The organism is Gulosibacter molinativorax, assembly GCF_003010915.2.
GTDB classification, from domain to species: domain Bacteria; phylum Actinomycetota; class Actinomycetes; order Actinomycetales; family Microbacteriaceae; genus Gulosibacter; species Gulosibacter molinativorax.
Genome location: NZ_CP028426.1, coordinates 1,365,405 through 1,390,515, shown reverse-complemented (window position 1 = coordinate 1,390,515; position 25,111 = coordinate 1,365,405). Strand labels below are relative to the sequence as shown.

Genomic DNA, 25,111 nt, shown 5'->3' with positions numbered 1-25,111 from the left:
GTCTCTAGTACTCGACGTCTTGATTGGTGCGCTTGCGGATCACGGTGACCTCGTCACGCTGATTGCCGGTCGGCCCGTAGTAGTTGAAGCCGTACGACAACTGCCCGTAGCCCCCGACGAGGTGGGTGGGCTTGATCATGATTCGCGTGAGGGAGTTGTGGATGCCGCCGCGTTGACCGGTTGTCTCCGAGATCGGTACGTTCACGGTGCGCTCCTGCGCGTGGTGCATGTACGCGGTGCCCTTCGGCATCCGGTGCGACACGATCGCGCGCGCCGCGACGGCGCCGTTGCGGTTGACCGCCTCGATCCAGTCGTTGTCCTGGATCCCGACTGCCTCCGCATCCTCGACACTCATCCATATCGTCTGCCCACCGCGCCCGAGGCTCATCATGAAGAAGTTCTCCTGATACATCGAGTGGATGGCCCACTTGTTGTGCGGGGTGAGATACCGCAGCGAGATGGAGTGCCCGTCGGTGTCGCCGACCTTGCGCTCCCCGAACAGCGCGTTCATGTCGAGGGGCGGGCGGAACGTCGGTAGCGCGTCGCCCATCTCCTGGAACCAGTCGTGGTCGACATAGAACTGAAAGCGGCCGGTGAGCGTGTGCCAGGGCTTCAGCCGCTCGACGTTGATCGTGAACGGCGAGTAGCGGCGGCCGCCTGACTCCGAGCCCGACCACTCCGGGGAGGTGATCACGGGCACGGGCGCGGCCTTCGCATCCTCGAACGAGACCTGCTTGCCCTCGTGCTCCGCCGAGAGATCGTGAAGCTGCTGACCCGTGCGCTTCTCGAGGTGCTTGAACCCCTCGGTCGCCATGAGCCCGTTCGTCGTGCCCGAGAGGCCCAGGATGTAGTCGGCGGCGTGACGATCCTCGTCGAGCCGTGGCTGGCCCTTGCCGACGCCGCGTTTGACGGTGCCATTGAGGCGTCGCAGCCGCTCGACGTGGTGCTTCACGTCGTAGGTGATGCCGCGGGTGGTCATGCCCTTCGACTCGAGGAGCGGGCCGATCGACGTGTATTTCTCGTAGATCGCGGTGTAGTCGCGCTCGACTTCGACGAGCGAGGGGAGGGTGACCCCCGGGATCGGCTCGCATTCGCCGAACTTCCAGTCCTTGACCCGCCCGTGCGGGGTGTTCACCTCATCGGGGGTGTCGTGCTGCAGCGGGAACGCGACGATGTCCTTGCGCGTGCCGAGGTGTGTGCGCGCAAGTTCCGAGAATTTTTTCGCGATCGTTGCCCAGGTCTGCCAGTCGGTGCGCGACTGCCACGGCGTCGAGATCGCGGGGGTGAAGACATTGACGAAGGGATGCATGTCGGTCGTCGAGAGGTCGTGCTTTTCGTACCACGTTGCCGCTGGCAAGATCACGTCGCTGTGAAGCGTCGTCGTGGTCATGCGGAAGTCGAGTGTGAGGAGCAGATCGATCTTGCCGATCGGGGCGTCTTCTCGCCACTTCACGTCGCGCGGGCGGGCGTGCTCGGGGGTCTCGTGCGCCGAGACGGTGTTGTCGACGCCGAGGAGGTGCTTGAGGAAGTACTGGTCGCCCTTCGCCGAGGAGCCGAGGGTGTTTGCCCGCCACATCGACCAGATCCGCGGGTAGTTGTTCTCGGCATCCGGATCCTCGACGGCGAAGTTGATCGAGCCGTCCTTGAGCGAATCGACGAGGTAGTCCACGCTCGACTTGCCAGCTGCCGCTGCGTCGTCCGTGATGTCGAGCGGGTTGCGGTCGAAGGAAGGATAGAACGGCTGCCAGCCGAGCCGCGTGGCCTGGGCCACCGCATCCGCCGTCGACATCCCAGCAAACTTGCCCTTGCCCGCGCGGGCGGCGAGGGTGTCGGCGCCGAACTGGTCGTAGCGCCACTGATTCGTGTGGATGTACCAATACGTCGTCTGCGTCATTTGGCGCGGCGGGCGGGACCAGTCGAGGGCGTTCGCCATGTTGATCCAGCCGGTAAACGGGCGAATCTTTTCCTGCCCGACGTAGTGCGCCCAGCCGCCGCCGTTCACGCCCTGAGTGCCGCACAGGGTCGTGAGCGTGAGGAAGGTGCGGTAGGTCTGATCGGAGTGGAACCAGTGGTTCGTGCCTGCGCCCATCAGGATCATCGATCGGCCGCCGGAGTCGCGCGCATTCTCGGCGAACTCGCGCGCGATGCGTGCCGCGGCCTGCCCCGGGACGGTCGTGATCCGCTCCTGCCAGGCCGGGGTGTTCGGGCTCGTCGCGTCGTCGTAGCCGGTCGGCCACTGTCCGGGGAGGCCGTCGCGACCGACGCCGTACTCGGCCAGGAGCAGATCGAACACCGTGGTGACGAGTCGGTCGCCGAGCCGACGCGCCGGTACCCCGCGCGTGACCGTGTCGATCTCGCCCTGGGCAGCGGTGTCAAACCGGGGCAGCTCAATCTCGACCGACGCATCCGCGCCGTCGATGAGTGTCAGCCGGGGATCGAGGTCGCCGAGGTCGAGATTCCACCGGCCTTCCGCATCCTTTGCATAGCGGTGCCCGAGCGTGCCATTTGGTACCGCTGGGCGGTCGATCGCCGCATCCCACATCACGGGCTTGAAATCGGCGTGCTCAGTGGCGGCCTCCGGCGTCTCAGCCTCGCCGAGGTCGGATGCGACCACGAACTTGCCGGGGGAGTATTTCCCGTCTGGCTGTTGGTCGAGTTCCACCAGGAACGGGAGATCGGAGTAGCGCTTCACGTAGCGATCGAACTGCTCCGTGGTCTGGTCGACGAAAAATTCCTTGAGGATGACGTGGCCCATCGCCATCGCGAGGGCACCATCCGTGCCTGTCGCGGGGGCTAGCCACTCGTCGGCGAACTTGACGTTCTCCGCGTAGTCGGGCGCAATTGAGATCACCTTCTGGCCGTGGTACCTCGCCTCGGCCATCCAGTGTGCATCCGGCGTGCGAGTCAGCGGGACGTTCGAACCCCACATCATCAGGTAGCTCGAGTTCCACCAGTCGCCCGACTCGGGAACGTCGGTCTGGTCGCCAAATACCTGCGGGGATGCGGGCGGCAGGTCGGCGTACCAGTCGTAGAACGACAGCATCGACCCACCGATGAGCTGGTGGAAGCGCGCGCCCGAAGAGAACGATACGGGGCTCATCGCGGGGATGGGCGAGAAGCCGGTCGCACGGTCGGGGCCGATGTATTTCACGGTGTAGACATAGGCCGCAGCGACGATCTCGACCGCCTCGTCCCACGTGGCGCGCACGAGGCCGCCCTTGCCTCGTACCGACTTATAGCGGCGGGATTTCTCCGGGTCTTCCACGATCGACTTCCACGCAAGTACCGGGTCGTCGCCGTGCTGCTTTTTGGCTTCGCGAAAGAGCTGCATGAGCGCGCCGCGCACGTAGGGGTAGCGCACCCGCGTCGGCGAATACGTGTACCAGGAAAACGACGCCCCGCGGGGGCAGCCGCGGGGCTCGTATTCGGGCATGTCGGGGCCCGCACTCGGGTAGTCTGTGGCCTGGGATTCCCACGTGATCAGGCCATCCTTGACGTAGACCTGCCAGGAGCAGGAGCCGGTGCAGTTCACCCCGTGCGTCGAGCGCACGACCTTGTCGTGTGCCCACCGATTGCGATAGAAAGCATCGCCCTGACGGCCGCCACGCAGGTGGAGCTCGCGATTGTCCTCGGTGATATTCCGGCGTGACCCGAAGAACTTGCGTACCCCGACGAGTCCGTCCATGAAGGCGTTGTCGATGCCGGGTGCTTCGGTCTGACCGGTATTTTGCAGCGTCACGATGAGGCCTTTCGCTTACGAATTAACGGTGGCGGCGGCGCTCGCGCGCTTCTGCGCGGCACCGATCCGGAGGGTGATGAGGAGCGCGACCACGGTGAAGACCGCGAGGAGGACGATGCCGAGCGTGTAGTTCTGGAAGGATTTCCAGAGCACGCCGAGCAGTAGCGGTGGCACGAAGCCGCCGAGGCCACCGGCTGCGCCTACGAAGCCGGTGATCGAACCGACCTTGCTCGGATCGCTCACCTGCGCAATGAGCGCGAACGTTGCCCCGGAGCCGAGCCCCAGACCCACCGACATGACGATGAATGCGATCGTCCCGATGGGCATGAGCGGTGGGTCGAAGGCGAGCACGATGGCACAGACGATCACGATCGAGTAGGCGACGGTGAGGGTCGGCACGGCGCCGATGCGGTCGGAGAGGATGCCGCCGAGCGGGCGCATGAGCACCGCCGCGATGACGAATCCCGCGGTGCGCAGCGAGGCGTCCGAGGTCTCGAGGCCGTATGCCAGGTGCAGAATCGTGGGGAGGTAGACCGAAAACGCGACGTAACCGCCGAACGACAGGGCGTAGAGATAGCAGGCCTGCCAGGTCAACGGGATTTTCGCCGTGTCGGCAAGCTGCGTGCCGAGGCTTCGCTTCGACGGCGTCCAGTCGGGGGAGTTGCGCATCCACGTCCAGGCGGCAATGGCGTATACGACTAGCACGGCCGCGACGATGAGGAATGGCAAGCGTTCATTGATGTTGTACAGCGGCACAGTCGTAAACGCCGCGATCGCGGTTCCACCCATACCCATGCCGTAGATGCCGATCGCGGTTCCGCGTTGCTCCTTGGCGAACCACGAGTTGACGTAGGGGACGCCGATTGCGAATGACGTGCCGCCGAAGCCAAGGAAAAAGCCGCCGAGGAGAAGCGTCCAGAGCTGGTACTGGCCGACCAGCCCGATGAAGAGCACCGGAATCACGGTGAGCAGCGAGATCAGCGTCATCATGAACCTGCCGCCGAATCGGTCGGTGTAGGCGCCGGCGAGGATGCGACCGAGCGATCCGACGAGGACGGGGATGGCGACCAACAGCGAGGAATCGTCCGTCAGTCCCTCGCTCACGAAGATCGGACCGAGTGGGCTAAGCAGCGACCACGCCCAAAAGTTCAGGGCGAACCCCAGCATGGCCATAGTGAGGGCGGTGACCTGTAGACGTTTCGAAACCGACGTTGGCTGATTCGACATTGTGATGCCAGACCTTTGAATCCACACGAGTAGTTCGGCGGCGGCGCCTGCATCGCGGAGCTAAGGTTGCCCGCGGAGCAGGTACCGTGGGCAGCAGAAGATAAGGTAAACCTTACCTAATTTACCCAGGTCAGGGCGCTCTTTTCGCGTCCCGAAACACTGATATGCAGCGTAGCAAAGATCGGGTGCGGTTAGGCTCGCGTCATGGTGTTGCGAGCAATTGTCTTGACCGGTGGACGCTCGAGCAGGTTCGGTGGACGCCACAAGCCAGCAGTGCAGATCGATGGTGAATCAATCCTGCAGCGAATCGTTTCAGCCGTGGCGGGTGCGGGTGCTGCGCTCGGCGTGTCGCCCGAGATCGTCATCGCCGGATCGGGTGTCGGCGTGAGCGAGCTGACCGGAGCCGAAGTCGCGGTGGTCCGCGAAGAGCCGCCCTTCAGCGGGCCGCTCGCCGGCATCGCTGCGGGTGTCGCGCATCTGCCGGTTGATGCCGACGCGACGGTGCTCGTGTTGGCGGGTGATCTGCCGTTCGTGACCGAGGACTCGCTGCTCCAGTTGGTGGAGTCGAGCGAGAGGCGGGGCACGGTGGCCGTACCGATCGACGCTGCCGGGTACCCGCAGGTGCTGTTTGCCGCCTGGCCGGAAGGCCTACTCCGGGCCCGGCTTGGGGCGCTCGATTCTGTCGAGAATCAACCGGTGCGCCGTTTACTGCGAGGCGTTGAGCTTGCGGAAGTCACCTTGGGCGAACGGCTGATCGCGGATGTTGACACGCCCGAAGACCTTGAGCGGTGGCAGCGGTCTCGATAGGCGCGGCGGTGGTAGCCGTAGCCGTGAGTGCGGCGGGCGCGGGTCAGCGGGTGCCGTGACCGTGCACGTCTTCGATTTGCTCCTGGATGTGTGACAGTAGCGGTGTGAGGACGGTGATGCCATCGCGCACTCCGCCGCGCGAGCCCGGCAAATTCACGATGAATGTCTGGCCGGTGACGCCCGCGACGCCCCGGCTCATGACCGCGGATGGTGTGCTTGAGAGCCCACGTGACCACAGCGCATGCATGATTCCGGGCACCTCGAAGTCGACGAGCTTCGCGGTGGCCTCCGGCGTCCGGTCGTCCGGGTTCAGGCCCGTCCCGCCAGTCGTGACAATGAATCGTGGTGCGGTGCCTTGGAGAAGCCGCGAGAGCGCATCCGCAACCGGGGCGCCGTCGGCGGCGACGATCGGTTCCGGGCACGCGTATCCGAGATCTCGGAACCAGGACACAAGCATTGGCCCGGTCTTGTCCTCTGACTGGCCGGCCGCGGCGCTTGTCGAAGCAACGATCACAGCGGCCGAGCGTCCGTCGCCAAGCGGCCGAAGCGCATCCTCGCTCGCAGCCAGCGAGGATTTCGGGTTTGCAGGGGAGTTCTCCATCATGCCTACCTCTCTACAACGGTGACGCTAGCCGTTACGCGAGAACACCTCGACGGCGCCCGTCAGGGAGTTGCGGCGGAATAGCAGGTTCGGTACGCCCGCGAGCTCGCCAGCCTTCACGTTGCGCTGCTCGGCGACCACGGTGACCTTCGTGCCCGCGGTGACATAGAGCCCCGCCTCAACCACGCAATCATCGCCGAGGCCGAAGCCGACACCCGCGTTCGCGCCGATGAGCGACCGTTCGCCGATCAAGACCCGCTGCGGGCTGTCGGTGGCCACCATGCCCATGACGGATGCGCCGCCACCAATGTCCGTGTGCGCGCCGATGACGATTCCCTGCGAGAGGCGACCCTCGATGATGCTCGGACCGAGGGTGCCCGCGTTGCAGTTCACGAACCCCTCGTGCATCACGATCGTGCCGGGGGAGAGGTAAGCACCGAGACGGACGCGGCCGCCGTCGGCGATCCGCACGCCCTTTGGCACGAGGTAGTCGAGAAGCCGCGGCAGCTTGTCGATCGCGTAGACCTGCACGCCGCCGCGACGAAGCGCCGGCAGCCGCGTCGAGATCTCTTCCGCATCCATCGGGCCGAGGTCGGTCCAGGCGTTCGCGGGGAGGTGATCCCACAGGCCGGTGAGGTTCTGCCCGTGTGGCTTCACGAGGAGGTGGGACAACAGGTGGAGCCGGAGATACGCATCCTGGGTGGATTGCACCGGCGCGCTCAAGTCGCTCTCGACGACCAGCGGATGGAGTCGCACACCGCGTCGAGGATCCTCGTGGGCCTCATCAGCGAGGGCCTTCGGCGCGACGTACCAGTCGCGGTCTGCGGGGACGCGCCCGAGCTTCGGCTCTGGGAACCAGCAGTCGAGAATCTTGCCGGAGTCGGTGATCGTGGCGAGGCCGTCGCCCCACGCCCACAGGCTGTCTTGCGCGCTCATGCCCTCAACCCTAGCGCTCGGCGCGAGCGGTTTCTGCGGTATCCGTACACTGGAGCGCATGCCTGCAGTACGCGCCGAAGTCCCGACGCTCCCAACGCGGTATCGCGACCCCGCGATTGATAACCGCGACGTGCGCGTGGCTCGGGAGCAGAGCCGGTCAGCGCTCGGCCGCGCCTGGCGGGCGCTGCCGACTTGGGCGCAGCTCGTGCTGCTGTACGTGTTGACGCGCGCGTTCACCACCGCGCTGATGCTCTTCTACGCCTCCAGGCAGGAAGCGACCTGGCAGACCGACGCGAATCCCGACTACTTCTCCTTCGCGAACATTTGGGATGCGAAGTGGTACGCGTGGATTGCGAACGCGGGCTATCCGACGGAGCTCCCGTATACCGATCAGGGTCAGGTCGCCGAGAACGCGTGGGCGTTTATGCCGGTGTACCCGATGCTCGCCCGCTTCGTGTCGCTCATCCCGTTCGTGACCTTCGAGATGGCGACCGTGCTGATTTCGCTCATCGCCAGCCTCGGCACGATGTTCGCGCTGCACCGACTCCTGCGCAATTTCGTCGGCGGTAACGTGGCGATGTTCGCGGTGTTTCTGCTCTGCATCGGCCCGATCTCGCCCATGTTCCAGGTCGGTTACGCCGAGGCACTCCACTTCTGGTTGATCGCACTCCTGCTGAACCTCATGGTCGACCGGAATTGGTTGGCGATGCTGCCGCTGATCGTGATCGCGTCCTTCACGAGACCCACAGGGCTCGCGTTCGCCTTCACGCTCCTGCTCTACATCCTGTATCGCTACTGGAACCGGTTCGCTGCCCGGCTCGAGCGCTTCGACCGCGAGGAGCAGCAGCAGGTGTGGTCGGTGGCCGTGTTCTCCGGCGTGATGGGGCTCGCGTGGCTCATCATCGCGGGGCTCATCACGGGGCAGTGGGATGCGTACCTCGAGACCGAGTTCGCGTGGCGCCGCGCGTACACCGCTGGGGAACACACGCCGCCGTTTACCGGCTGGTTCTGGGCGGGGGGCTTCTGGCTCGGTCAGCCCGAGGGTGCGATCACCGTGATCGCGGTCATCGTGTTGTTCGTGTGCTGGTTCGCGGCGCCCGTGATGCGCCGCTTCGGCATCGAGATCCGCCTGTGGGGCATCGCCTACACGGCCTACATCTTCGCCGTGTTTTACCCACAGTCCTCGTTCTTCCGCATCCTCTTCCCGCTGTTCCCGGCTACCGCGCCGCTCGCACTGCCGCAGTCGCCGGTGTACCGTGTCGGCATTTCGCTGGCGGCCGTTGCCGCCCAGGTCGCGTGGCTGCACTGGATGTGGTTCGTCATCGGCCACGACTGGACGCCGCCGTAGTCGCAAAACCGCCTGAATGAACGCGTGTGCCGATGGTTCGGCTCTTCAATGAGTGCTTGAATTGCCGAATGAGTGGTTCAACAACATTGACAGACGGTGCAGCGGCGTTCAAAGCGGCACGTGACGGGTTGCTATCGCTGCAGGGGAATGCCGACCGAGCTCGCGCGGAATTCGAGTGGCCCGAGGTTGGCGAAGACTTCAACTGGGCGCAGGACTGGTTCGACGTCATCGCGGATGGCAACGAGGACACCGGGCTCTGGATCGTTGAGGATGATGAATCCGAGGCGAAGTACTCCTTCGAGACGCTGCGGCGACGCTCCAACCAGGTCGCGCACTGGCTCACCGAGCTTGGGATCAAGCGCGGCGACACCGTCATGCTGATGCTCGCGAACCGCGTCGAACTTTGGGAAGCGATGCTCGGCATTATGAAGGTCGGCGCCGTGATGCTGCCGACCGCGATCGTGCTCGGCGCGGAGGAGCTCGGGGATCGCGTCGACCGCGCGGGCGTGCGCTGGGTCATTACCGACGAGGCGGATGCGGAGAAGTTCGACGGCTTCGAGGGCGACTTTCAGCTCATCGCCGTTGGCGGTGCCCGCGGCGCCGAGCGCGTCGCGATCGGCCTCAGGAACGAGACGATGGACCTCAACCGCCCGCGCATCCCGTTCGCCGACGCCTTCGTGGATGCGTCGGGCCAGGAGCGATCGGATGCGCCGATCGAGCGCCAGGTGGGTGGGGACCACCCGGCGATCATCTACTTCACGTCGGGGACGACCTCGAAGCCGAAGATGGTGCTGCACACGCACGTGTCTTACCCCGTCGGGCACCTCTCCACGATGTTCTGGCTCGGTGTGCGGCCCGGCGACACGCACATGGTGATCACGACGCCGGGTTGGGGAAAGCACGCCTGGAGCGCGTTCTTCGCGCCGTGGCACGTGGGCGCGACGGTATTCGTCTACAACTACGCGAAGTTCGATGCCGCGAAACTCTTCAAGCAGCTCGACCGCGCCGAGGTGAATACGTTCTGCGCCCCGCCCACCGTGTGGCGCATGCTCATCCAGCAGGGCGACTCGCCCAAGCCGCGTGGCCTGCGCGAAGCGTTGTCTGCGGGCGAGCCGCTGAACCCCGAGGTCATCGGGCGCATCCGGGAGTGGTGGGGCCTCGAGATCCGCGACGGCTATGGCCAGACCGAGACCACGGCCATCCTCGCGAACTCGCCTGGCGAGATCGTCCAGCCAGGATCAATGGGCCGCCCACTGCCTGGCGTCAACATCTGCCTCGTCGATCAGCGCACGGGGGAGCGCATCCCCGCCGACCGCGAACGGGCCGAGGGCGAACTCTGTCTCGACCTCGGCGCTGGCCGCGCGCTGAACCTCATGGCGGGCTACTACCGGGATGATGAGGCCACCGAGCGGCGTAAGGAGGGTGGCGTCTTCCACACTGGCGACGTGGCGCAGCGCGACCCGGCTGGCCGCTACACATTCGTCGGCCGCACCGACGATATCTTCAAATCGAGCGACTACAAGGTCTCGCCGTTCGAGGTCGAGTCGGCGCTGATCGAGCATCCGGCCGTGGTCGAGGCGGCGGTCGTCGGCGCACCGGATGCGACGCGTCTGAACATCACGAAGGCGTACGTCGTGCTCGCGGCGGGCTTCGAACCGAATGACGAGACCGCGTTTGAGGTGCTCCTGCACGCCCGCAAGTCGCTGCCGCCGTACATGCGCGTGCGCCGCATTGAGTTCTATGACCTGCCGAAGACCGTCTCGGGCAAGATTCGTCGCGTCGAGCTGCGCGATCGCGAGCAGCAGTTCGCGCGCCGCAACGAGCGCATCCCGAACGAGTGGCGCGAGGAGGACTTCCCCGCGCTGAAGACGCGGGTGTAGTTGTCTGGGCCCTGGCCGGTAGCGCTCACCCCTGCCGGAGTACGGCACATGCTGGGGGTTACTGGCAATGATGGGATGAGCTTGCCGCTGCGCTGATGCGCGCCGCTTGACAACCCTTGTCGGTAGCGTTCACCCCTGCCGGAGTACCGCACATGCTAGGCGTTACCGGCATTGATGGGATGAGCTTGCCGCTGCGCTGATACCTGCCGTTTGCCGGCCCTTGCCGGTAGCGCTCACCCCTGCCGGAGTACGGCACATGCTGAGGGTTACCGGCAATGATGCGATGCGCCTGCCGCCATGTTGAGCGCTACCGGCAAGGGCGGCCGCCCAGAAATGAAAGAGACCGCCTCCCAGAAGGGAAGCGGCCTCTTTATGACGCTGAGATTTACGACCCTGAGACTTACGCCTGTGCGGAGTCGATGCGCTCGGCGACGTTCGCCCAGTTCACGATGTTCCAGAACGCCTTGACGTAGTCAGCCTTGACGTTGACGTAGTCGAGGTAGAAGGCGTGCTCCCACATGTCGAGCATGAGCAGCGGGGTGACGCCGAACGGCACGTTGCCCTGCTGGTCGAAGAGCTGGAAGGTCGAGACGTTGCCGGTTGCGTTGTCGCGACCGAGAACCGCCCAGCCCGAGCCCTGGATGCCGAGGGCAGCAGCGGTGAACTGTGCCTGGAACTTGTCGAGGCCACCGAACTCGTTGTCGAGGAGGTCCTTCGCCGAGCCGGCGGGCTCTGCGTAGTCGGGGGTGAGGTTGGTCCAGAAGATGGAGTGGTTGTTGACACCACCGACGTTGAACGCGAGGTCCTTCTCGAGCTTGTTGATGTTCGCGAAGTCGCCCTTGTCGCGAGCCTCCGCGAGCTGCTCGAGCGCGGTGTTTGCGCCCTTCACGTAGGTTGCGTGGTGCTTCGAGTGGTGAAGCTCCATGATCTTGGCCGAGATGTGCGGCTCAAGTGCCGAGTAGTCGTAGGGAAGGTCGGGGAGTGTGAACTCTGCCATGGTGTTCCTTTCGTGAAGTGTGAGATGCGAGATTGACGATACCCGCACCTCTGAAAGGCAACCTAGGCAACCATCCAGGTATTCCCCACGCGTCATTCGCGAGTCGGGTATTACCCGCTGTTACGAGCCCTGCGCGTGAAGAGTGAGATAATAGGAAGGTTCGCACTACACAGGAGGCAGAGTAAATGGCTGCAATGAAGCCCCGCACCGGCGATGGCCCCATGGAGGCCGTTCGCGAGGGACGTCTCATCATCGTTCGAGTTCCGCTTGAAGGCGGCGGCCGACTTGTCGTGTCGGTCAACGACGATGAGGCGAAGGAGCTTGCGGACGCGCTCAACGGCGCAATCAGCAAGTAGATAACTGCTTCGAGTTCACTGCGGGTGCCCCTATCGGGGAGCCCGCAGTGTTTGCTTAACCCGATTTGCTTACCCGCAATGTTGGCGCTTTGCGCGACGGGCCCGTGCTGCCGCCGCGTTACCGCGCGGGTCGGCGCTGTCGCAGCTACTGCGGTAGCGCGGTGACCTGCAGCAGCCCGCCGTCGATCGGGATGACGGAGGTCACGAGATCCGGTTGCCGCTGAAACTCGCGAATCACGAGGCGAAGCGACGTGGTGATCGCATCCCGACGCGCAGGGTCGGCGACGCGACCTTGGTTCAGCGCATTGAGTACGAGGATCGTTCCACCCGGGCGCACGACGCGAAGCCCGTGCTGCAAGTGCGCCGACACGTGTTGCAGCGGACCGGTGATGAGTACGAGGTCATACGTGTCTTCGCTCATGCGGGGAAGCACGCGGTGCGGGTCACCAGAGATGCAGCGAATCGCGGTCGCGGGATGCGCCGCCTCGAGCAGCGCGCGACGAGTCTGCGCGAGATGCTCGGGCTCGTTGTCGATGCACGTGATGGTCGCCTTGGGCGCGCCGCGGTGGAGCCAGGTCGTCGTGAGGCCCCCGGTTGAACCGATCTCGATGATCCGCTCGGCACGGGTGGATGCGGCGACGAACGCGAGGTGCGCCCCGAGGGTCCGCGAGATTGTTGGCAGACCGAGCTCGAGAGCGTAGCGTCGAGCGGACTGCTGTGCGGGTTGCTCGACGATTTGTTCGTCGGTAAAGCGCATGCTCAACTCGAATTCGGACATTCCACCAGGTTACCCTGGAGTCATGGGCGGCCTTACCTTCGAAAAACTCCTTTTGATAGGAATCATTGCCGTCTTCATTTTCGGACCGGAGCGCCTCCCTACGCTCGCAACCCAACTTGCGAACCTGATCAAGCGTGCCCGTGCCTGGACGGAAGACGCAAAATCGCGCGTGTCGGAGGAACTCGGTGACGACTTCACGAGCGAGGACTGGCGCAAGCTCGACCCACGCCAGTACGACCCGCGCCGCATCATCCGCGATGCCTGGAACGATGCCGATCCAAACGCTGGGCCGGGTGGCAGTGTCGCCGCTGGTGCTGGTGCTGGTGCTGGTGCTGGTGCTGGTGGCGTTGGCGCGGGCGTGGGTTCGGCTGCTTCTATAGCAGGCACGGCTGTGGGCGGCGCTGCGATGGCCGCCGGCGCAGTAGCTGGCGGATCGGCCCCAGCATGGGCGACAAGCACGGTGAAAACGGCCCCGATGGTCCCGGGCCAGGCTCCGTTCGATTCCGAGGCCACCTAGCGCCCGGCCACACATTTCTCCTAGCGCCCGGTTGCACTTGGCTGGCGCCGAGCCGCGCATTTAACCACCCTTCGCGGCTTGAAAGTTTAAGCCCTGACCTGGATCGGGTTTGAATTTTCAAGCCGTGATTTCTAGGGCTTAAAACTTCAGGCCGAGGAGTCTCCAGCGAGGGGATATCACCTCGCTGGACACTATCTGGCAGGAAGTTTCAAACCAGGTTCTGCGTGGCTTGAAAATTCAAGCCAGGCGGGGCGGGTGGCTTGAAATTTCTAGTCGGGCTGGGTGGGTGGCTTGAAATTTCAAGCCGGGCGGGGCGACACGGCTGAGCCTTGCGGTGCTTTAGGGCGCCAGGGCGCTAGGGCACAAGTGCTCCAGGGGTCCAGGGCGTCAGGGCACAAGGGCGCCAAGGCTCCCGGGCACCAAGGCTCCAGGGGTCCAGGGCGTCAGGGCACAAGGGCACCAAGGCTCCCGGGCACCAAGGCACCACGGCGCCAAGGCACCAGCCCGGCAGAAGCGGTTAGTTCACGGAGACGCCGAGCGGCTTGCCCGCGAGCCCGCGTGGGCGCTGGTACAGGCGGCGCGCTGCATCCCGAAGGGCGACCGCGGCGGGGTCGTCAGGATGCGCGAGCACGATCGGCGTCCCGGCGTCGCCGTCGCTGCGCAGTTGTTCCGAGAGCGGCACGTTCCCGAGCAGCGGAACGCCGAATCGGCGCGCCACTTCCTCACCACCGCCCGAACCGAACAGCGCGAACTCGGTGCCGTCTGGGCCGATCGCCGGCGACATCGTCTCAATCACACCCACGACGCGCTGACCGGTCTTCTTCGCGACGGCCCCGGATCGCCACGCGACATCCGCGGCAGCGGGCTGCGGCGTCGTGACCACCACCACCTCGCTGTGCGGCAACAACTGGCCAAGCGACAGGGCGACGTCGCCTGTTCCAGGTGGGAGATCGAGCAGGAGGACGTCCGGCTCGCCGAAGTACACATCCTTGAGGAACTGCTCGAGCGTGCGATGCAGCATCGGCCCGCGCCACGCGACGATCTCATCTGGCGACTGCAAAAACATCCCGATCGAGACGGCCTTCACGTCGTGGGCGATCGGCGGCAGCATCATCTCGCCGACCTGCGTCGGCTGCGTGCCGGGCGCCATCCCGAGCAGCGACGGGATCGAAAAACCGAACACGTCCGCGTCGATGACGCCGACGTCGAGCCCGTCGGCGGCCATCGCCGCGGCGAGGTTCGCGGTCACGGTTGACTTGCCGACGCCACCCTTGCCGCTCGTGATTGCAATCACGCGCGTGAGGGAGTCCTTGCCGAACGGATGCTCCTTCGGCTTCGAGCCGCGCAGTCGCTCGGTGAGCGCGCGGCGCTCCTCGCGCGACATCACGCCCACGGAAACCACGTAAGGGTCGTCGCCGACAGCGCGGCGAACCGCGGCACGCGCATCCTTCTCGATGTCGTCGGCTCGGGGGCAGCTCACGATCGTGAGCTTAATGTCGACCTGAATCGGCGCATTGTCAGGCACAGAAATCTCGCCGACCATCCCGAGCTCGGTGATGGGGCGACGCAGCTCGGGATCGATGACCTGCCCGAGTTCCTGGCGGATGCGCTGGATGCGGGGGTCAGGCACGGTGTTCGTCGGTCTCGCTCTCGGGGTTGGCTGTGGTACCGGCAGTGGCGCCCGCCGCGGGCTTAGTCGTCGCCGCGGTCGTCGAGAGGGCGGCGCGCTCGTCCATCTCGTCGAGGAGCGCGCGCAGTTCGGCACGAATGAAGTCCTGCGAGGCCATGTCGTTCATGCGCATCCGCAGGGCAACGACCTCGCGGCTGAGATACTCGAGGTCGGCGGTGTTTCGCTCGGAACGCTGCCGGTCCTGCTCGATCTGCACGCGGTCACGGTCATCCTGCCGGTTCTGCGCGAGCAGCAGCATCGGCGCGGCGTACGACGCCTGCAGCGACAGCGCGAGGGTCAGCGCGATGAACCCGAGATCGGAGGAGTCGAAGCGCCACGCGTCGGGCGCGAGCGTGTTCCAGGCGATCCAGCCGCCGACGAAAAGCGTCAGGCCGATGAGGAACGCGGGCGTCCCCATGGCGCGCGCGATGGCCTCCATGACGCGGCCGAGCACGTCGTGATCTTCGCGATCCTCCTCGCGCTGCTCCTTCTTCCGGTCGCGGCGACGGCCACGCTTCTTGTCGTCAGACCCGCCGTCGGCACGGCGAGGCCGGCGACGCGACTCGGACTTCGGCACACTCAGGACGTCGTCGTTTTCGTTGATTTCAGCCATGAGCACCTCCCGAGTCGGTTGTGGGCAGAGTGATGATTCCGGTTTCCGGATAGGTCTCGGTCGGTACCGAGCGCCAGTCGTCCGGCAGGATGTGGTCGAGCACGTCGTCGACCGTGATGACGCCGACCAAGCGATCCTCGTCGTCCACCACTGGCAGCGCCACGAGGTCGTATCGGGCTAGCGAACGCACGACATCTACATCCTTCGTGGTTGTATGCGCGGGCTCGATGCGTTTATCGAGGATCGAACCGACCCGCTCGTGCGGGGGATAGCGCAACAGTCGCTGGAAGTGTACGAGTCCGAGGTAGCGGCCAGTGGGGACCTCGTAGGGGGATGCGGTGACGAAGACCGCGGTCGCGAGCGCCGGGGCAATCTCCGAGCGGCGGATGAGTACGAGCGCCTCGGCGACCGTCGCATCCGGTGACACGACGATCGGGTCCGTCGTCATGAGGCCACCCGCGGTGTTCGGCTCGAACTCGAGGAGCATGCGGACGTCCTCCGCCTCCTCCGGCTCCATGAGCGCGAGGAGGGACTCGGACTTGTTCGCGTCGAGGCGGCCCACGAGGTCGGCCGCGTCGTCTGGCTGCATGTGGTCGAGGACGCCCGCCGCGCGATTCTCGTCGAGGTGCTGGATGATGACGACCTGGTCGTCCTCGTACATCTCCTCGAGCACATCCGCGAGTCGGGCATCCGGGAGCTCTTCGACGACGTCGAGGCGCCGATCGATCGGGAGGTCGAGCAGCGCATCCGCGAGGTCGCTTGGCCCGATCTCGGAGTGAGCCGTGAGGAACTGCGTCGCCGGGGTATCGCCCTCGGGATCGAGATCGAGGTCGATCTCATCCCACGTGACGTACTCCGTGGGCGCCTTGCCGAATGGATTGAGCGAGGTGCGGGGGAGCCGGACATAGAGTTGGCCGACCGACCAATCGCCAGCGTCGTCCTCGACGATCGAGATGTCCTCGATGACGCCGCGAACCCCGGTTTCGCGCAGAGTGCCCGAGCGGTCGAGGAGCTCCGAGAAGACGCGGACTTCCTCACCGCGCTGCTCGAACGGACGTTGCTCGTTTTCGTCCCAGTTCACGATGAGCTGCGAGGAACCGATCGCCGTGACGTCCTTCATCTGCACGAACACGAGCTTGCGCGTGGCACCGAGGAGTTCGACCAGAATGCCGCTGACGCGTGGGGCATGAGTGGAGCGATAGTTGACGATGAGGTCGCGAAGCCGACCGACGCGGTCGCCGTCCAAGTCATAGACGGGTGTGTTCGCAAGTCGGGCCACGAAAACTTTGGAAGCGCTCACCCGACCATCCTACGTGTGCCCCAGCAAACTCCCCTGGTGCAGAGGCAATAATACGAGCATGAGTTCGCCGAGAAACATGGGTCAAGTTGGACTTCCGACTATTCCGACGGGAGACGTGGTTGCGTCGTACCCGACGTACGAAGCAGCGCGCAGCGCCGTCGACGTCCTCGTGCGCAACGAAGGCTTCGACGTGTCGTCGATTTCGGTGGTCGGGAGCGACCTCAAATCGGTGGAGCGGATCACCGGCCGGATGAACTACGGGCGCGCGGCGCTTAACGGGCTTGGGAACGGCGTCATGATCGGTATGTTCCTGTCGCTCCTGTGGCTGATCTTTTTCCCGGCCACGGATTTTGTCGCGATCATCGGCGTCTTCGTGATGTCGCTCGCGTTCGGTGTTATCTGGGGGATCCTCGCCTATGCGCTTTCGCCGCAGAAGCGCGAGTTCACCTCGATGATGCAGGTGACGGCCTCGCGGTTCGACATCGTGGTGCCGCACAGTATGAGTGCCAAGGTGCGAGACACGCTCCAGCGTGGCGGCACGTGGTCGCGGCCGCAGGAATCGCAGCAGTCGCCGGCTCCGGGTCAATGGCAGCAGCCCGGTCAGGCGCAGGGCCCCGCCTACGCGCCGGGAGCGGGGCAGTCGGCTGGGCAGTCGGCCGGGGCGGGTCAGGCCGCAGGGCCGGATGCGGGGCAAGGTCAGGATGCGGGGCAAGGTCAGGATGCGGGGCAGGGTCAGGATGCAGGGCAAGGTCAGGATGCGGGGCAGGGCCAGGCTGCGGGGCAGGGTCAGTACGCACCCGCCGACCGGCAGTGGCAGGCACCGCCCCAATGGCAGGGTACGGAGCAGGGCGGACAGCCTGTGGCAGGGCAGGGTCAGCCGCCCGCGCAGCCAGCTCAGCCCGCGCATCCACCTCGCACCTTTGGCGAGATGCAGGATGAACAGCGACGGCTGGAACGTGAGCAACAGGCGCAGCGAGCGCAACAGGCCCAACAGTCTCAGCAGGCGCAACAGTCTCAGCAGTCCCAGGAGCCTGGCCCGGGCGACGAATCCTCGGAGGGCAAGGCCTGAATAACTGCGTCTGCGGGCCGCGGCACCGGTCAGGAATCGCCCAGACCAACTACTTGATCTGACGTAGTACGTTACGTATAGTAATTACTACGTTAGGCAAGGGAGTGCGTCATGATCAGCGCGGAAGTCATTCGTGGCTATGTTGATCTACTCGTGCTCGAAGCCTTGCTCGACGAACCGTCGTACGGCTACGCGATCTCCAAGCGCATCGAGGAGGTCTCGGAGGGCAAGTACGAGCTCAAAGAAACCACGCTGTATTCCGCGCTGCGCAGGCTCGAAAAGCAGGGAGTGATCTCCTCGTTCAAGGGCACGCAGTCCCAGGGACGGGCACGTACCTATTACGAGCTCACGCAGCTGGGTCACGCACACTACCGTGAACGCTGCTTGGAGTGGCAGGAGACGGTGGACCTCGTGCGACGATTCGTCCGACTGCCATAGCGGCGCAAGTCCAACTCAAGGAGTGAGATCCCATGGACGCCATCAACAGTTACATCGACCACATGTTCCGGGGATTGCCCAAAACCGACGAAGTCTCACGGGCCCAACGCGAACTGCAACAAATGTGTGAGGACCGTTACAACGAGCTGCGCGCCGAGGGTATGAGTGACAACGAGGCCGTCGGCCGAGTCATCACCCAGTTCGGCAATCTTGACGAACTTGCAGATGATCTCGGCATTCGCCGCGAACTCGACGGTGTGGATTCCAGCGACGATGCAATCGACCTGTCACGCGAAGAGGCCGAGCGATTCCTGCGAGTGCGGGGCCGCGGAGCGCGGTTGATCGCCCTCGGAATCTTCGTGATTCTGCTCGGCGTGACCCAGATGATTTGGTTCAATGCTGGCGCGGAATCCGGAAATCCGAATGCGATTTCGCTGGTGTTGTTCTTCATCGGCATCATCATCGCGGTAGCACTTTTCATCGTCGGAGGAATGTCGCTGAACCGCTACGACCGATTTGAAAAACACTCGCTCCGGCTCGATGAGAGCACGCTTCACCACTATCGCGAAGTTCGCGAGTCAGAACAGGGGCGTTACGTCGCGTCGATCGTGACCGGCGTCACCCTCATCATTATTGGATTCGGGGTCGGTGCAGTCACCGGACTCGTGTTCAACCAATGGGGCGACGGGAATGCCGCGGAAGCCTGGGCGAGCGTCATGCCGCTGATCATCAGCATCGGCGTCGGCGTGCTCGTAGTCGGCGGGATGCGCCGCGGCTCGCTCGATCGATTGACCTCGGAAGGCGACTACGACCCCGAAAAGCGCAAGGAGAACGACCTCATCGGCCGCCTTGCGGGGCCGTACTGGATGCTTGTCCTGGTGGTCTTTCTCGCGTGGGGCTTCATCGGCGACGCCTGGGATCGCAGCTGGATCGTATGGCCGATCTCCGGTGTACTCTTCGCGCTGATTGCGGTGAGCGTTGGGTCCTGGTTCGGCTCTGGCGACGGCCGGAAGGCCGTGCGGCGCTAGCCGCGCACCCGGCGCATCCACGCCTCAACGTCATCCGCGGTGCGGGGGATCTCGATCGAGAGGTTCTCCGCACCGTCCTGCGTGACGAGGATGTCGTCCTCGATCCGCACGCCAATGCCGCGATACTCCTCGGGCACGGTGAGGTCGTCGGGCTGGAAGTACAGCCCCGGCTCGATCGTGAACACCATGCCGGGCTCCACGATGCCGTCGAGGTACATCTCGCGACGGGCCTGGGCGCAGTCGTGCACGTCCAGACCGAGGTGGTGGCTCGTGCCGTGCACCATGTAGCGGCGATGGGGCTGGTTGCCGGGCTGCAGCGCATCCTCGAGCGACATCGGTAACAAGCCCCACTCGTCGAGCGACACCGCGATCGAGCGCAGCGCCGTGTCGTGCACCGCACGGAACGTGATGCCTGGCCGCACGATCGAGAACGCGACATCGGCGGCCTTCCGCACCGCCTCGTAGACGCGGCGCTGGACCTCGGTGAACGCGCCATCGATCGGCATCGTGCGGGTGATATCGGCGGTGTAGAGGGAGTCGACCTCGACGCCCGCATCCACGAGGATGAGGTCGCCCCGCGTCACGGGACCATCGTTGTCGACCCAGTGCAGGATGCACGCGTGGGCACCCGAGGCGGCGATCGTGTCGTAGCCGACCGCGTTGCCGTCGAGACGGGCGCGCGCGTGGAAGGCACCCTCGACGATGCGCTCGCCGCGAGGATGTTCGCTCGCGCGGTCGAGGTATTGGATGATGTCGTCGAATCCGCGCGCGGTGGCGGCGACGGCCTCACGAATCTGCTGGATCTCCCATTCGTCCTTGACGAGTCGCAGCTCGCTCAGCTCCTGCGCGAGCTGCGGGGTGTCAAGCTCGAAGTCACCACGGCGGTGCTCGAACTCGTCGATGTGTTTCGTCGGGATGTCGAGCTGCGCGCTCACGTGGGCGAGGGAAGGACGCGGACCGGTCCAGAACTCGCCGATCGCGGAGTTCGCGTAGAACTCGTCGGTGTCGCGGCCCGCACCCTCGCGGAAGTAGAGGGTGGCCTCGTGCCCGCCAACCACGGGGTCGAGCACCAGCTTCGCGCCGGGGACGGTGTCGGAGCCCCAGCCCGTGAGGTACGTGAACGAGGTGTGCGCCCGGTATGGGTAGTCGACGTCGTTCGAACGCGGCTTTGGTTCGCCGGCGGCGATGACGATTCGCTCGCCGGGATGCGCCGCCGACACCTTTGCCCGACGCGCGGCTGCGAACGGGGCCACCTCGGCCTCGAGGGCCGGAGCATCTTCGCGCGGCGCCCATCCCTGCGTGATGAACTCACGGAACGTGTCGGATGCGGGCGTGGTCGAACGGTTGCTGTCACTCATCCCACCATTGTCCCAGAGGTCGTTGGGAGGCGGGTGCTACGACACCGGGGTGAGCTCCGCGAACACCGGGCGGTGGTCGGAACCCGCGCGGTCTTCGCGCTGGATGACCTCGAAACCGGTGGTCTCCCACTGCTCGGTCGACATCACGTGATCGATCGCGGGCACAAACTGCGGCGGGCGACCGCTTGTCCAGGTGCCCATCGACGCCCCACCGAGATCCTGCGCGGCGTCGCGGCACGCGCCGAAGTCGGCGCCAGGCGCATCCGGGTTCTCGAGGCCCGACATGTGGTCGAGCGTCGCGTTGAAGTCGCCGCCCATGATCGTGTTGCCCTCGCAAATGGTGGACAGCCACTCGAGGTCACTGCGCCATTGCTCCATGTATTCCTGCGTCGGTGCGATGGGATGGGCCGCGACGAAGCGGGGGCCGTCGCCGTCCACCGGCTCGGCGATGACGGTGGCGAGGGCCGAGGTGTCGCCGTACTCCATATTGATCTGATATTCGCCGAGGTCGGCGGAAATCAGGAGCGTCGTCTCCGCAGCGCGATAACCGGGTGCGCCCGTGTTCGAGATGACCCACATGGGCTTGCCCTGCTCCTTGAGGAGACCCGCGATCTCCAGGCCCATGTCCTGCGTCGTCTCGGGCAGCATGATCACATCCGCGTCGTAATCGAGCGCGAGCTGCGCGATCGTGGGGGAGCCGGGCTCGTTGCCGAGCGTGTTCCAAGCGAGCACACGGATCGCCTCCTCCGCGCCGGTCGCGGGCGTCGCGGGAGAGATGCCACGGCTGAGGTAGTTGAAGCCGCCCGCCAAGAGCAGGATGCTGAGGGCAATCGCGGTGCCAGCAAACAGTGCCCGGATGCGGCGCGAGGTCAGCAGGATGAGCAACACAACCACGAGCGCTGCGGCAATGCCGATGAGGATCACGAGTCGGAAAGAGATCGCCTGGCTGATCAGCAGCTCGCGCTGGAGACCGAACCACTGCGGCCAGATGAACACCGCCCCTGCGATGAACACGGCGAGCCCGAAGATGGTGCCGAAAATTGCCCAGGCGGGTGAGATCTTTTTTCGTGATGGCATGACCGCCCCACCTTAACCGCATCGATTGAAAAACCCTGAACAATCGCCGCGGGCCTAGGATGCTGAGGTATGACTGGTTTTCCCGCGGATCTGCCGATCGATCTGCACACGCACTCGAATGTGTCGGACGGGACTGAGCCACCGGCGACCGTGATGCGGGCGGCGGCGGATGCGGGCCTCGGCACGATCGCGCTGACCGACCACGACACCCTCGACGGCTGGGACGAGGCGGCGTCGGCCGCAGTGGATCTCGGGCTGACGTTCATCCCGGGCCTGGAATTTTCGACCCAGGTGGAGCGAGCATCGGTGCACATGCTCGGCTACCTCGTCGACCCGGAGAACCGGCCGCTGTGCGACACCATGACCAGGGTTCGCGAGAGCCGGCTCACGAGAGCGGAGCGAATGGTCGAGCGCATCGGGATGGATTTCCCGATCTCCTGGGAGGACGTGCTGGACGAATCGGAGGCCGGAGCGACGATCGGGCGTCCGCACATCGCCGACGCGCTCGTGCGCCGGGGCATCGTCTCCGACCGCAACGAAGCCTTCGCGGGAATTCTGCACTGGCAGGGCGGCTACTACCAGCCACACCACGCCCCGCATCCGGTGCAGGCGATCCGACTGATTAAGGATGCGGGGGGCGTCGCGGTGCTCGCGCATCCCGGTAGCCGAGGCCGCGGCGGTCTCCGAGATGGAATGTTCCCCCAGCTCGTCGAGGCCGGGCTCGACGGAGTGGAGATCTACCACCGCGAGAATGACGAGGAGAACCGCGCGCTGCTGCACAGGTATGCGCGGAAGTACGACCTGATCATCACCGGTTCGAGCGACTATCACGGTGACGGAAAACCGAACCGGCTCGGGGAGAACTCCACCGAGCCGGAACAGTTGCAGCGCATCCTCGATCGCGCGACGGACACGCAGGCGCGCTAAGCGCGCGAATGCTGTGTGCTGGCGCCCTGGCGATGCCCGACTAGCGCCCTGGCGATGCCCGAGTAGGCGCCCAGCACCGCGACGGTAGCTGAGCGATTGCGCCGCAGCGATGGCTGAGTAGGCGCGAAGCGCCGTATCGAAGCCGGCTTCCGCCTACTCTTCGGAAGCGGAAGCCTCCGAAGCCGCCGAATCTCGCTGAGCGGAACCCTGCGACGACCCCGAGACACGGCGACGGCGGCGACGCTTGCGGGGTGCGCGCTCGGCGTCCGCGGCCTCGGCCGAGTCGCCATTCGCCGTCGACTCATTTCCGTCCTGCGTTTCCGGCGAGGCGGGCTGCGCCGATTCACTGCGGCGACGGCTGCGCGAGCGGGACCGCGACCTGCTGCCGTTCGAGCGCTCGCCGGAACCCTCGCCGGCTTCCTTGGGCGGCGCATCCTTACCGCGAGTGGTCGCGCCGGGGAGGCGACCCTTCGTACCCTCGGGGATGCCGAGGTCCGCGAAGAGGTGCGGCGAGGACGAGTAGGTCTCGACCGGTTCGGAGTCGGGCAGCTCGAGAGCCTTCGCGATGAGCGTCCAGCGGGTCTGGTCCTCCCAGTCCATGAACGTCACCGCAATGCCCGTGCGCCCGGCACGACCGGTGCGGCCTACGCGGTGGAGGTACGTCTTCTCGTCCTCGGGAATCGAGTGGTTAATCACGTGCGAGACATCATCGACGTCGATGCCGCGTGCGGCGACGTCGGTGGCGATGAGCACATCCTTCTTGCCCTCGCGGAACTGGGTCATCGACCGCTCGCGCTGGCTCTGATCCATGTCGCCGTGGACGGCGGCGGCCTTGAAGCCACGGTCCTTGAGTTCTTCGAGGAGCTTCGCGGCGGCGCGCTTCGTGCGCATGAAGATGACGACCTTCTCGCGCCCCTCGGCCTGCAGGATGCGCGCGATCATCTCATCCTTGTCGAGCGGGTGCGCGCGGTAGACGAGGTGCTTGATGTTCGACTGCAGCACGCCCTCATTCGGGTCGGTGATGCGGATGTGCACGGGGTTCGACATGAACCGGCGCGCAAGATTCAGGATGGGGCCGGGCATCGTCGCCGAGAAGAGCATCGTGTGGCGCACGGCGGGAACCGCCTGGAAGATGCGCTCGATGTCGGGCAGGAAGCCGAGGTCGAGCATCCGGTCGGCCTCGTCGAGGACGATTTCCTTGACGTTCTTGAGGGTCAGGATGCGCTGGTTCATCAGGTCGAGCAGCCGGCCGGGGGTGCCGACGATGACTTGCGCGCCGTCCTTGATCCGGTCGATCTGCTCCTCATACGCCTTGCCGCCGTAGATCGGCACGACGGTTGTGCCGCGCTTCGAGGCCGCGAGCTTGAGGTCCTCGTGCACCTGCACCGCGAGCTCGCGGGTGGGCGTCACGACGAGCGCCTGCACGCCCGGCTCGGGGTTCGCACCAAGCCGCTGCAACAGGGGGAGGCCGAAACCGAGGGTCTTACCGGTACCGGTCTTCGCCTGGCCAATGATGTCCTGGCCGCGCAGGGCGATCGGAATGGTCTCGGCCTGGATGGGGAATGCTTCGGTGATGCCGTTTTCCGACAGGACCTCGACGATGTCGGAATCAATTCCGAGTTCGGAGAAAGTAACCAAAAAATACGCCTAACAATTACGGGAATGCCAAATGAAATGTGTTGGAAGTGGCGCCCGTTTACCGTGGGCGCGCAAGTGCCATCTGCGGCAATAAGTAATCAGCGTACCCTGTGGGCTCCTTTTGACCCGGCAATGGGTAGCCGATAACTGCCTGTGCAAACTGCGTAGGATGGGCCTGTGACCCGCGAAACAGAGATTTATGCCGCGCTCGTTCCCGCCACGAGCGAGCTCCGTATCTTCGCCGCCCGAGCGCTCATCAGCATCCAACGAGAACTGGATGCGCTTCGCGAGGAATACGCGTCGCTGTCGGTCGCGCTCGAGGTGGGGAATGCCGCAGACCTCTATACGGGTCTGGCAGATCGCGCTCGGGAGAGCGAGGGCGTAGAGCCCCATGCGAAGTTCGATGCGCTGCTCGCCGACCTCTGGCGCGAGACCCGCGGCCGAGACCAGCACGAACAGCTGTTCAGCGTGTACCTCAACGCGGGATTTATTGAGGATGCGCTGCGGCACTGGGGCGGCAGCGAGCTGGACGACTTGCTCGGCTGGGATGAAGGCCAGGAATCGCTCGTTGCGGTATTCAAGACGCTCTTCGATCTGGACACCACCCTGGACGATCGCATCGCCATGTGGGGTCGGCGCATCGCCGGAGCCGCCGTCCTATGGTCGCGCCGTATTGTCGGTGTGGAGGCAGGACAAAGCCCCGACGACGTGATCGACGGAGCCGATCAGATCGTCGAGGCGATGGTCACCGAACTGTTCGCGCAGCATTCGCGGCGGATGAACGCACTCGCGCTCGCGGCGTAGCCCC

Annotated in this window: 22 protein-coding genes; 10 read left to right on the top strand and 12 right to left on the bottom strand. The window is 65.1% G+C overall.

The window, feature by feature from the left end:
• Window positions 1-4: 4 nt before the first annotated feature.
• Window positions 5-3,685, bottom strand: coding sequence for a nitrate reductase subunit alpha (locus GMOLON4_RS06540; protein ID WP_051266361.1), 3,681 nt, complete (start codon window positions 3,683-3,685; stop codon window positions 5-7).
• Between the two features lie 69 nt (window positions 3,686-3,754).
• Window positions 3,755-4,966: an MFS transporter gene (locus tag GMOLON4_RS06535; RefSeq protein ID WP_026936164.1), complete on the bottom strand. Its 1,212-nt coding sequence runs from the start codon at window positions 4,964-4,966 to the stop codon at window positions 3,755-3,757.
• 204 nt (window positions 4,967-5,170) lie between these two features.
• Here GMOLON4_RS06535 and mobA point away from each other — a divergent pair, with 204 nt between their 5' ends.
• The gene (gene mobA, locus GMOLON4_RS06530) at window positions 5,171-5,773 is read left to right on the top strand and encodes a molybdenum cofactor guanylyltransferase (protein WP_026936163.1); all 603 of its coding nucleotides are present in this window, start codon (window positions 5,171-5,173) and stop codon (window positions 5,771-5,773) included.
• A gap of 43 nt (window positions 5,774-5,816) precedes the next feature.
• On the opposite strand, the gene GMOLON4_RS06525 is transcribed toward mobA, so the two are convergent.
• Both GMOLON4_RS06525 and GMOLON4_RS06520 read right to left on the bottom strand, forming a co-directional pair.
• Window positions 5,817-6,377 (bottom strand): MogA/MoaB family molybdenum cofactor biosynthesis protein, encoded by a 561-nt coding sequence (locus GMOLON4_RS06525; RefSeq protein ID WP_245575363.1) that lies wholly within the window; start codon window positions 6,375-6,377, stop codon window positions 5,817-5,819.
• A 24-nt stretch (window positions 6,378-6,401) separates the two neighbouring features.
• Window positions 6,402-7,310: a DapH/DapD/GlmU-related protein gene (locus GMOLON4_RS06520; RefSeq protein ID WP_026936161.1), complete on the bottom strand. Its 909-nt coding sequence runs from the start codon at window positions 7,308-7,310 to the stop codon at window positions 6,402-6,404.
• Between the two features lie 58 nt (window positions 7,311-7,368).
• On the opposite strand from GMOLON4_RS06520, the gene GMOLON4_RS06515 reads away from it, so the two are divergent.
• On the top strand, window positions 7,369-8,658 hold the full coding sequence (locus GMOLON4_RS06515) for a hypothetical protein (RefSeq protein ID WP_051266327.1): 1,290 nt from the start codon (window positions 7,369-7,371) through the stop codon (window positions 8,656-8,658).
• A 68-nt stretch (window positions 8,659-8,726) separates the two neighbouring features.
• Complete coding sequence (locus tag GMOLON4_RS06510) at window positions 8,727-10,538, top strand: AMP-binding protein (RefSeq protein WP_035732003.1); 1,812 nt, start codon at window positions 8,727-8,729, stop codon at window positions 10,536-10,538.
• A 400-nt stretch (window positions 10,539-10,938) separates the two neighbouring features.
• Here GMOLON4_RS06510 and GMOLON4_RS06505 read toward each other — a convergent pair whose 3' ends face one another.
• Window positions 10,939-11,535: a superoxide dismutase gene (locus GMOLON4_RS06505; protein WP_026936158.1), complete on the bottom strand. Its 597-nt coding sequence runs from the start codon at window positions 11,533-11,535 to the stop codon at window positions 10,939-10,941.
• A gap of 185 nt (window positions 11,536-11,720) precedes the next feature.
• Here GMOLON4_RS06505 and GMOLON4_RS06500 point away from each other — a divergent pair, with 185 nt between their 5' ends.
• Entirely contained in the window at window positions 11,721-11,891 is a 171-nt protein-coding gene (locus GMOLON4_RS06500; RefSeq protein ID WP_084147346.1) for a DUF3117 domain-containing protein, read from the top strand.
• Between the two features lie 145 nt (window positions 11,892-12,036).
• On the opposite strand, the gene GMOLON4_RS06495 is transcribed toward GMOLON4_RS06500, so the two are convergent.
• On the bottom strand, window positions 12,037-12,669 hold the full coding sequence (locus GMOLON4_RS06495; protein WP_026936157.1) for an O-methyltransferase: 633 nt from the start codon (window positions 12,667-12,669) through the stop codon (window positions 12,037-12,039).
• Between the two features lie 52 nt (window positions 12,670-12,721).
• Between GMOLON4_RS06495 and GMOLON4_RS06490 the strand changes: the two genes are divergently transcribed.
• Complete coding sequence (locus GMOLON4_RS06490; RefSeq protein ID WP_265576775.1) at window positions 12,722-13,186, top strand: Sec-independent protein translocase family protein; 465 nt, start codon at window positions 12,722-12,724, stop codon at window positions 13,184-13,186.
• Window positions 13,187-13,703: 517 nt separating this feature from the next.
• Here the strand turns inward: GMOLON4_RS06490 and GMOLON4_RS06485 are convergent.
• The 3 genes from GMOLON4_RS06485 to GMOLON4_RS06475 are packed head-to-tail and all read right to left on the bottom strand — an operon-like array spanning window position 13,704 to window position 16,768.
• Window positions 13,704-14,816 (bottom strand): Mrp/NBP35 family ATP-binding protein, encoded by a 1,113-nt coding sequence (locus GMOLON4_RS06485; protein WP_026936155.1) that lies wholly within the window; start codon window positions 14,814-14,816, stop codon window positions 13,704-13,706.
• Window positions 14,809-15,468, bottom strand: coding sequence for a DUF1003 domain-containing protein (locus tag GMOLON4_RS06480; RefSeq protein ID WP_106486558.1), 660 nt, complete (start codon window positions 15,466-15,468; stop codon window positions 14,809-14,811). Before GMOLON4_RS06480 ends, GMOLON4_RS06485 begins: the two co-directional genes overlap by 8 nt.
• Window positions 15,461-16,768, bottom strand: a complete 1,308-nt coding sequence (locus GMOLON4_RS06475; RefSeq protein ID WP_026936154.1) for a magnesium transporter MgtE N-terminal domain-containing protein — start codon at window positions 16,766-16,768, stop codon at window positions 15,461-15,463. Before GMOLON4_RS06475 ends, GMOLON4_RS06480 begins: the two co-directional genes overlap by 8 nt.
• A gap of 58 nt (window positions 16,769-16,826) precedes the next feature.
• Between GMOLON4_RS06475 and GMOLON4_RS06470 the strand changes: the two genes are divergently transcribed.
• The 3 genes from GMOLON4_RS06470 to GMOLON4_RS06460 all read left to right on the top strand — a co-directional run bounded on the left by GMOLON4_RS06470 (window position 16,827) and on the right by GMOLON4_RS06460 (window position 19,303).
• On the top strand, window positions 16,827-17,837 hold the full coding sequence (locus tag GMOLON4_RS06470; protein ID WP_156892031.1) for a general stress protein: 1,011 nt from the start codon (window positions 16,827-16,829) through the stop codon (window positions 17,835-17,837).
• 111 nt (window positions 17,838-17,948) lie between these two features.
• Entirely contained in the window at window positions 17,949-18,275 is a 327-nt protein-coding gene (locus GMOLON4_RS06465; RefSeq protein ID WP_026936153.1) for a PadR family transcriptional regulator, read from the top strand.
• Window positions 18,276-18,307: 32 nt separating this feature from the next.
• A complete protein-coding gene (locus GMOLON4_RS06460) occupies window positions 18,308-19,303 on the top strand; it encodes a permease prefix domain 1-containing protein (protein ID WP_026936152.1) in 996 nt (331 codons plus the stop codon).
• Here GMOLON4_RS06460 and GMOLON4_RS06455 read toward each other — a convergent pair.
• On the bottom strand, window positions 19,300-20,661 hold the full coding sequence (locus GMOLON4_RS06455; RefSeq protein WP_026936151.1) for an aminopeptidase P family protein: 1,362 nt from the start codon (window positions 20,659-20,661) through the stop codon (window positions 19,300-19,302). The two genes, GMOLON4_RS06460 and GMOLON4_RS06455, sit on opposite strands and share 4 nt — an antisense overlap.
• Before the next feature lie 36 nt (window positions 20,662-20,697).
• On the bottom strand, window positions 20,698-21,738 hold the full coding sequence (locus GMOLON4_RS06450; RefSeq protein ID WP_051266324.1) for an endonuclease/exonuclease/phosphatase family protein: 1,041 nt from the start codon (window positions 21,736-21,738) through the stop codon (window positions 20,698-20,700).
• 69 nt (window positions 21,739-21,807) lie between these two features.
• On the opposite strand from GMOLON4_RS06450, the gene GMOLON4_RS06445 reads away from it, so the two are divergent.
• The gene (locus tag GMOLON4_RS06445) at window positions 21,808-22,665 is read left to right on the top strand and encodes a PHP domain-containing protein (RefSeq protein WP_026936149.1); all 858 of its coding nucleotides are present in this window, start codon (window positions 21,808-21,810) and stop codon (window positions 22,663-22,665) included.
• Window positions 22,666-22,818: 153 nt separating this feature from the next.
• Here GMOLON4_RS06445 and GMOLON4_RS06440 read toward each other — a convergent pair whose 3' ends face one another.
• Window positions 22,819-24,303, bottom strand: a complete 1,485-nt coding sequence (locus GMOLON4_RS06440) for a DEAD/DEAH box helicase (protein WP_026936148.1) — start codon at window positions 24,301-24,303, stop codon at window positions 22,819-22,821.
• Window positions 24,304-24,480: 177 nt separating this feature from the next.
• Here GMOLON4_RS06440 and GMOLON4_RS06435 point away from each other — a divergent pair, with 177 nt between their 5' ends.
• Window positions 24,481-25,107 carry a hypothetical protein gene (locus tag GMOLON4_RS06435; RefSeq protein WP_026936147.1) on the top strand — a complete coding sequence of 209 codons (627 nt, stop codon included), beginning with the start codon at window positions 24,481-24,483 and terminating at the stop codon, window positions 25,105-25,107.
• Window positions 25,108-25,111 lie beyond the last annotated feature (4 nt).

Bases quoted from the DNA above. Each gene is read 5' to 3' on its own strand.
- GMOLON4_RS06540 (WP_051266361.1), bottom strand. From the start codon at position 3,685: ATGGACGGACTCGTCGGGGTACGCAAGTTCTTCGGGTCACGCCGGAAT.
- GMOLON4_RS06535 (WP_026936164.1), bottom strand. From the start codon at position 4,966: ATGTCGAATCAGCCAACGTCGGTTTCGAAACGTCTACAGGTCACCGCC.
- mobA (WP_026936163.1), top strand. From the start codon at position 5,171: ATGGTGTTGCGAGCAATTGTCTTGACCGGTGGACGCTCGAGCAGGTTC.
- GMOLON4_RS06525 (WP_245575363.1), bottom strand. From the start codon at position 6,377: ATGATGGAGAACTCCCCTGCAAACCCGAAATCCTCGCTGGCTGCGAGC.
- GMOLON4_RS06520 (WP_026936161.1), bottom strand. From the start codon at position 7,310: ATGAGCGCGCAAGACAGCCTGTGGGCGTGGGGCGACGGCCTCGCCACG.
- GMOLON4_RS06515 (WP_051266327.1), top strand. From the start codon at position 7,369: ATGCCTGCAGTACGCGCCGAAGTCCCGACGCTCCCAACGCGGTATCGC.
- GMOLON4_RS06510 (WP_035732003.1), top strand. From the start codon at position 8,727: ATGAGTGGTTCAACAACATTGACAGACGGTGCAGCGGCGTTCAAAGCG.
- GMOLON4_RS06505 (WP_026936158.1), bottom strand. From the start codon at position 11,535: ATGGCAGAGTTCACACTCCCCGACCTTCCCTACGACTACTCGGCACTT.
- GMOLON4_RS06500 (WP_084147346.1), top strand. From the start codon at position 11,721: ATGGCTGCAATGAAGCCCCGCACCGGCGATGGCCCCATGGAGGCCGTT.
- GMOLON4_RS06495 (WP_026936157.1), bottom strand. From the start codon at position 12,669: ATGTCCGAATTCGAGTTGAGCATGCGCTTTACCGACGAACAAATCGTC.
- GMOLON4_RS06480 (WP_106486558.1), bottom strand. From the start codon at position 15,468: ATGGCTGAAATCAACGAAAACGACGACGTCCTGAGTGTGCCGAAGTCC.
- GMOLON4_RS06470 (WP_156892031.1), top strand. From the start codon at position 16,827: ATGAGTTCGCCGAGAAACATGGGTCAAGTTGGACTTCCGACTATTCCG.
- GMOLON4_RS06465 (WP_026936153.1), top strand. From the start codon at position 17,949: ATGATCAGCGCGGAAGTCATTCGTGGCTATGTTGATCTACTCGTGCTC.
- GMOLON4_RS06460 (WP_026936152.1), top strand. From the start codon at position 18,308: ATGGACGCCATCAACAGTTACATCGACCACATGTTCCGGGGATTGCCC.
- GMOLON4_RS06455 (WP_026936151.1), bottom strand. From the start codon at position 20,661: ATGAGTGACAGCAACCGTTCGACCACGCCCGCATCCGACACGTTCCGT.
- GMOLON4_RS06450 (WP_051266324.1), bottom strand. From the start codon at position 21,738: ATGCCATCACGAAAAAAGATCTCACCCGCCTGGGCAATTTTCGGCACC.
- GMOLON4_RS06445 (WP_026936149.1), top strand. From the start codon at position 21,808: ATGACTGGTTTTCCCGCGGATCTGCCGATCGATCTGCACACGCACTCG.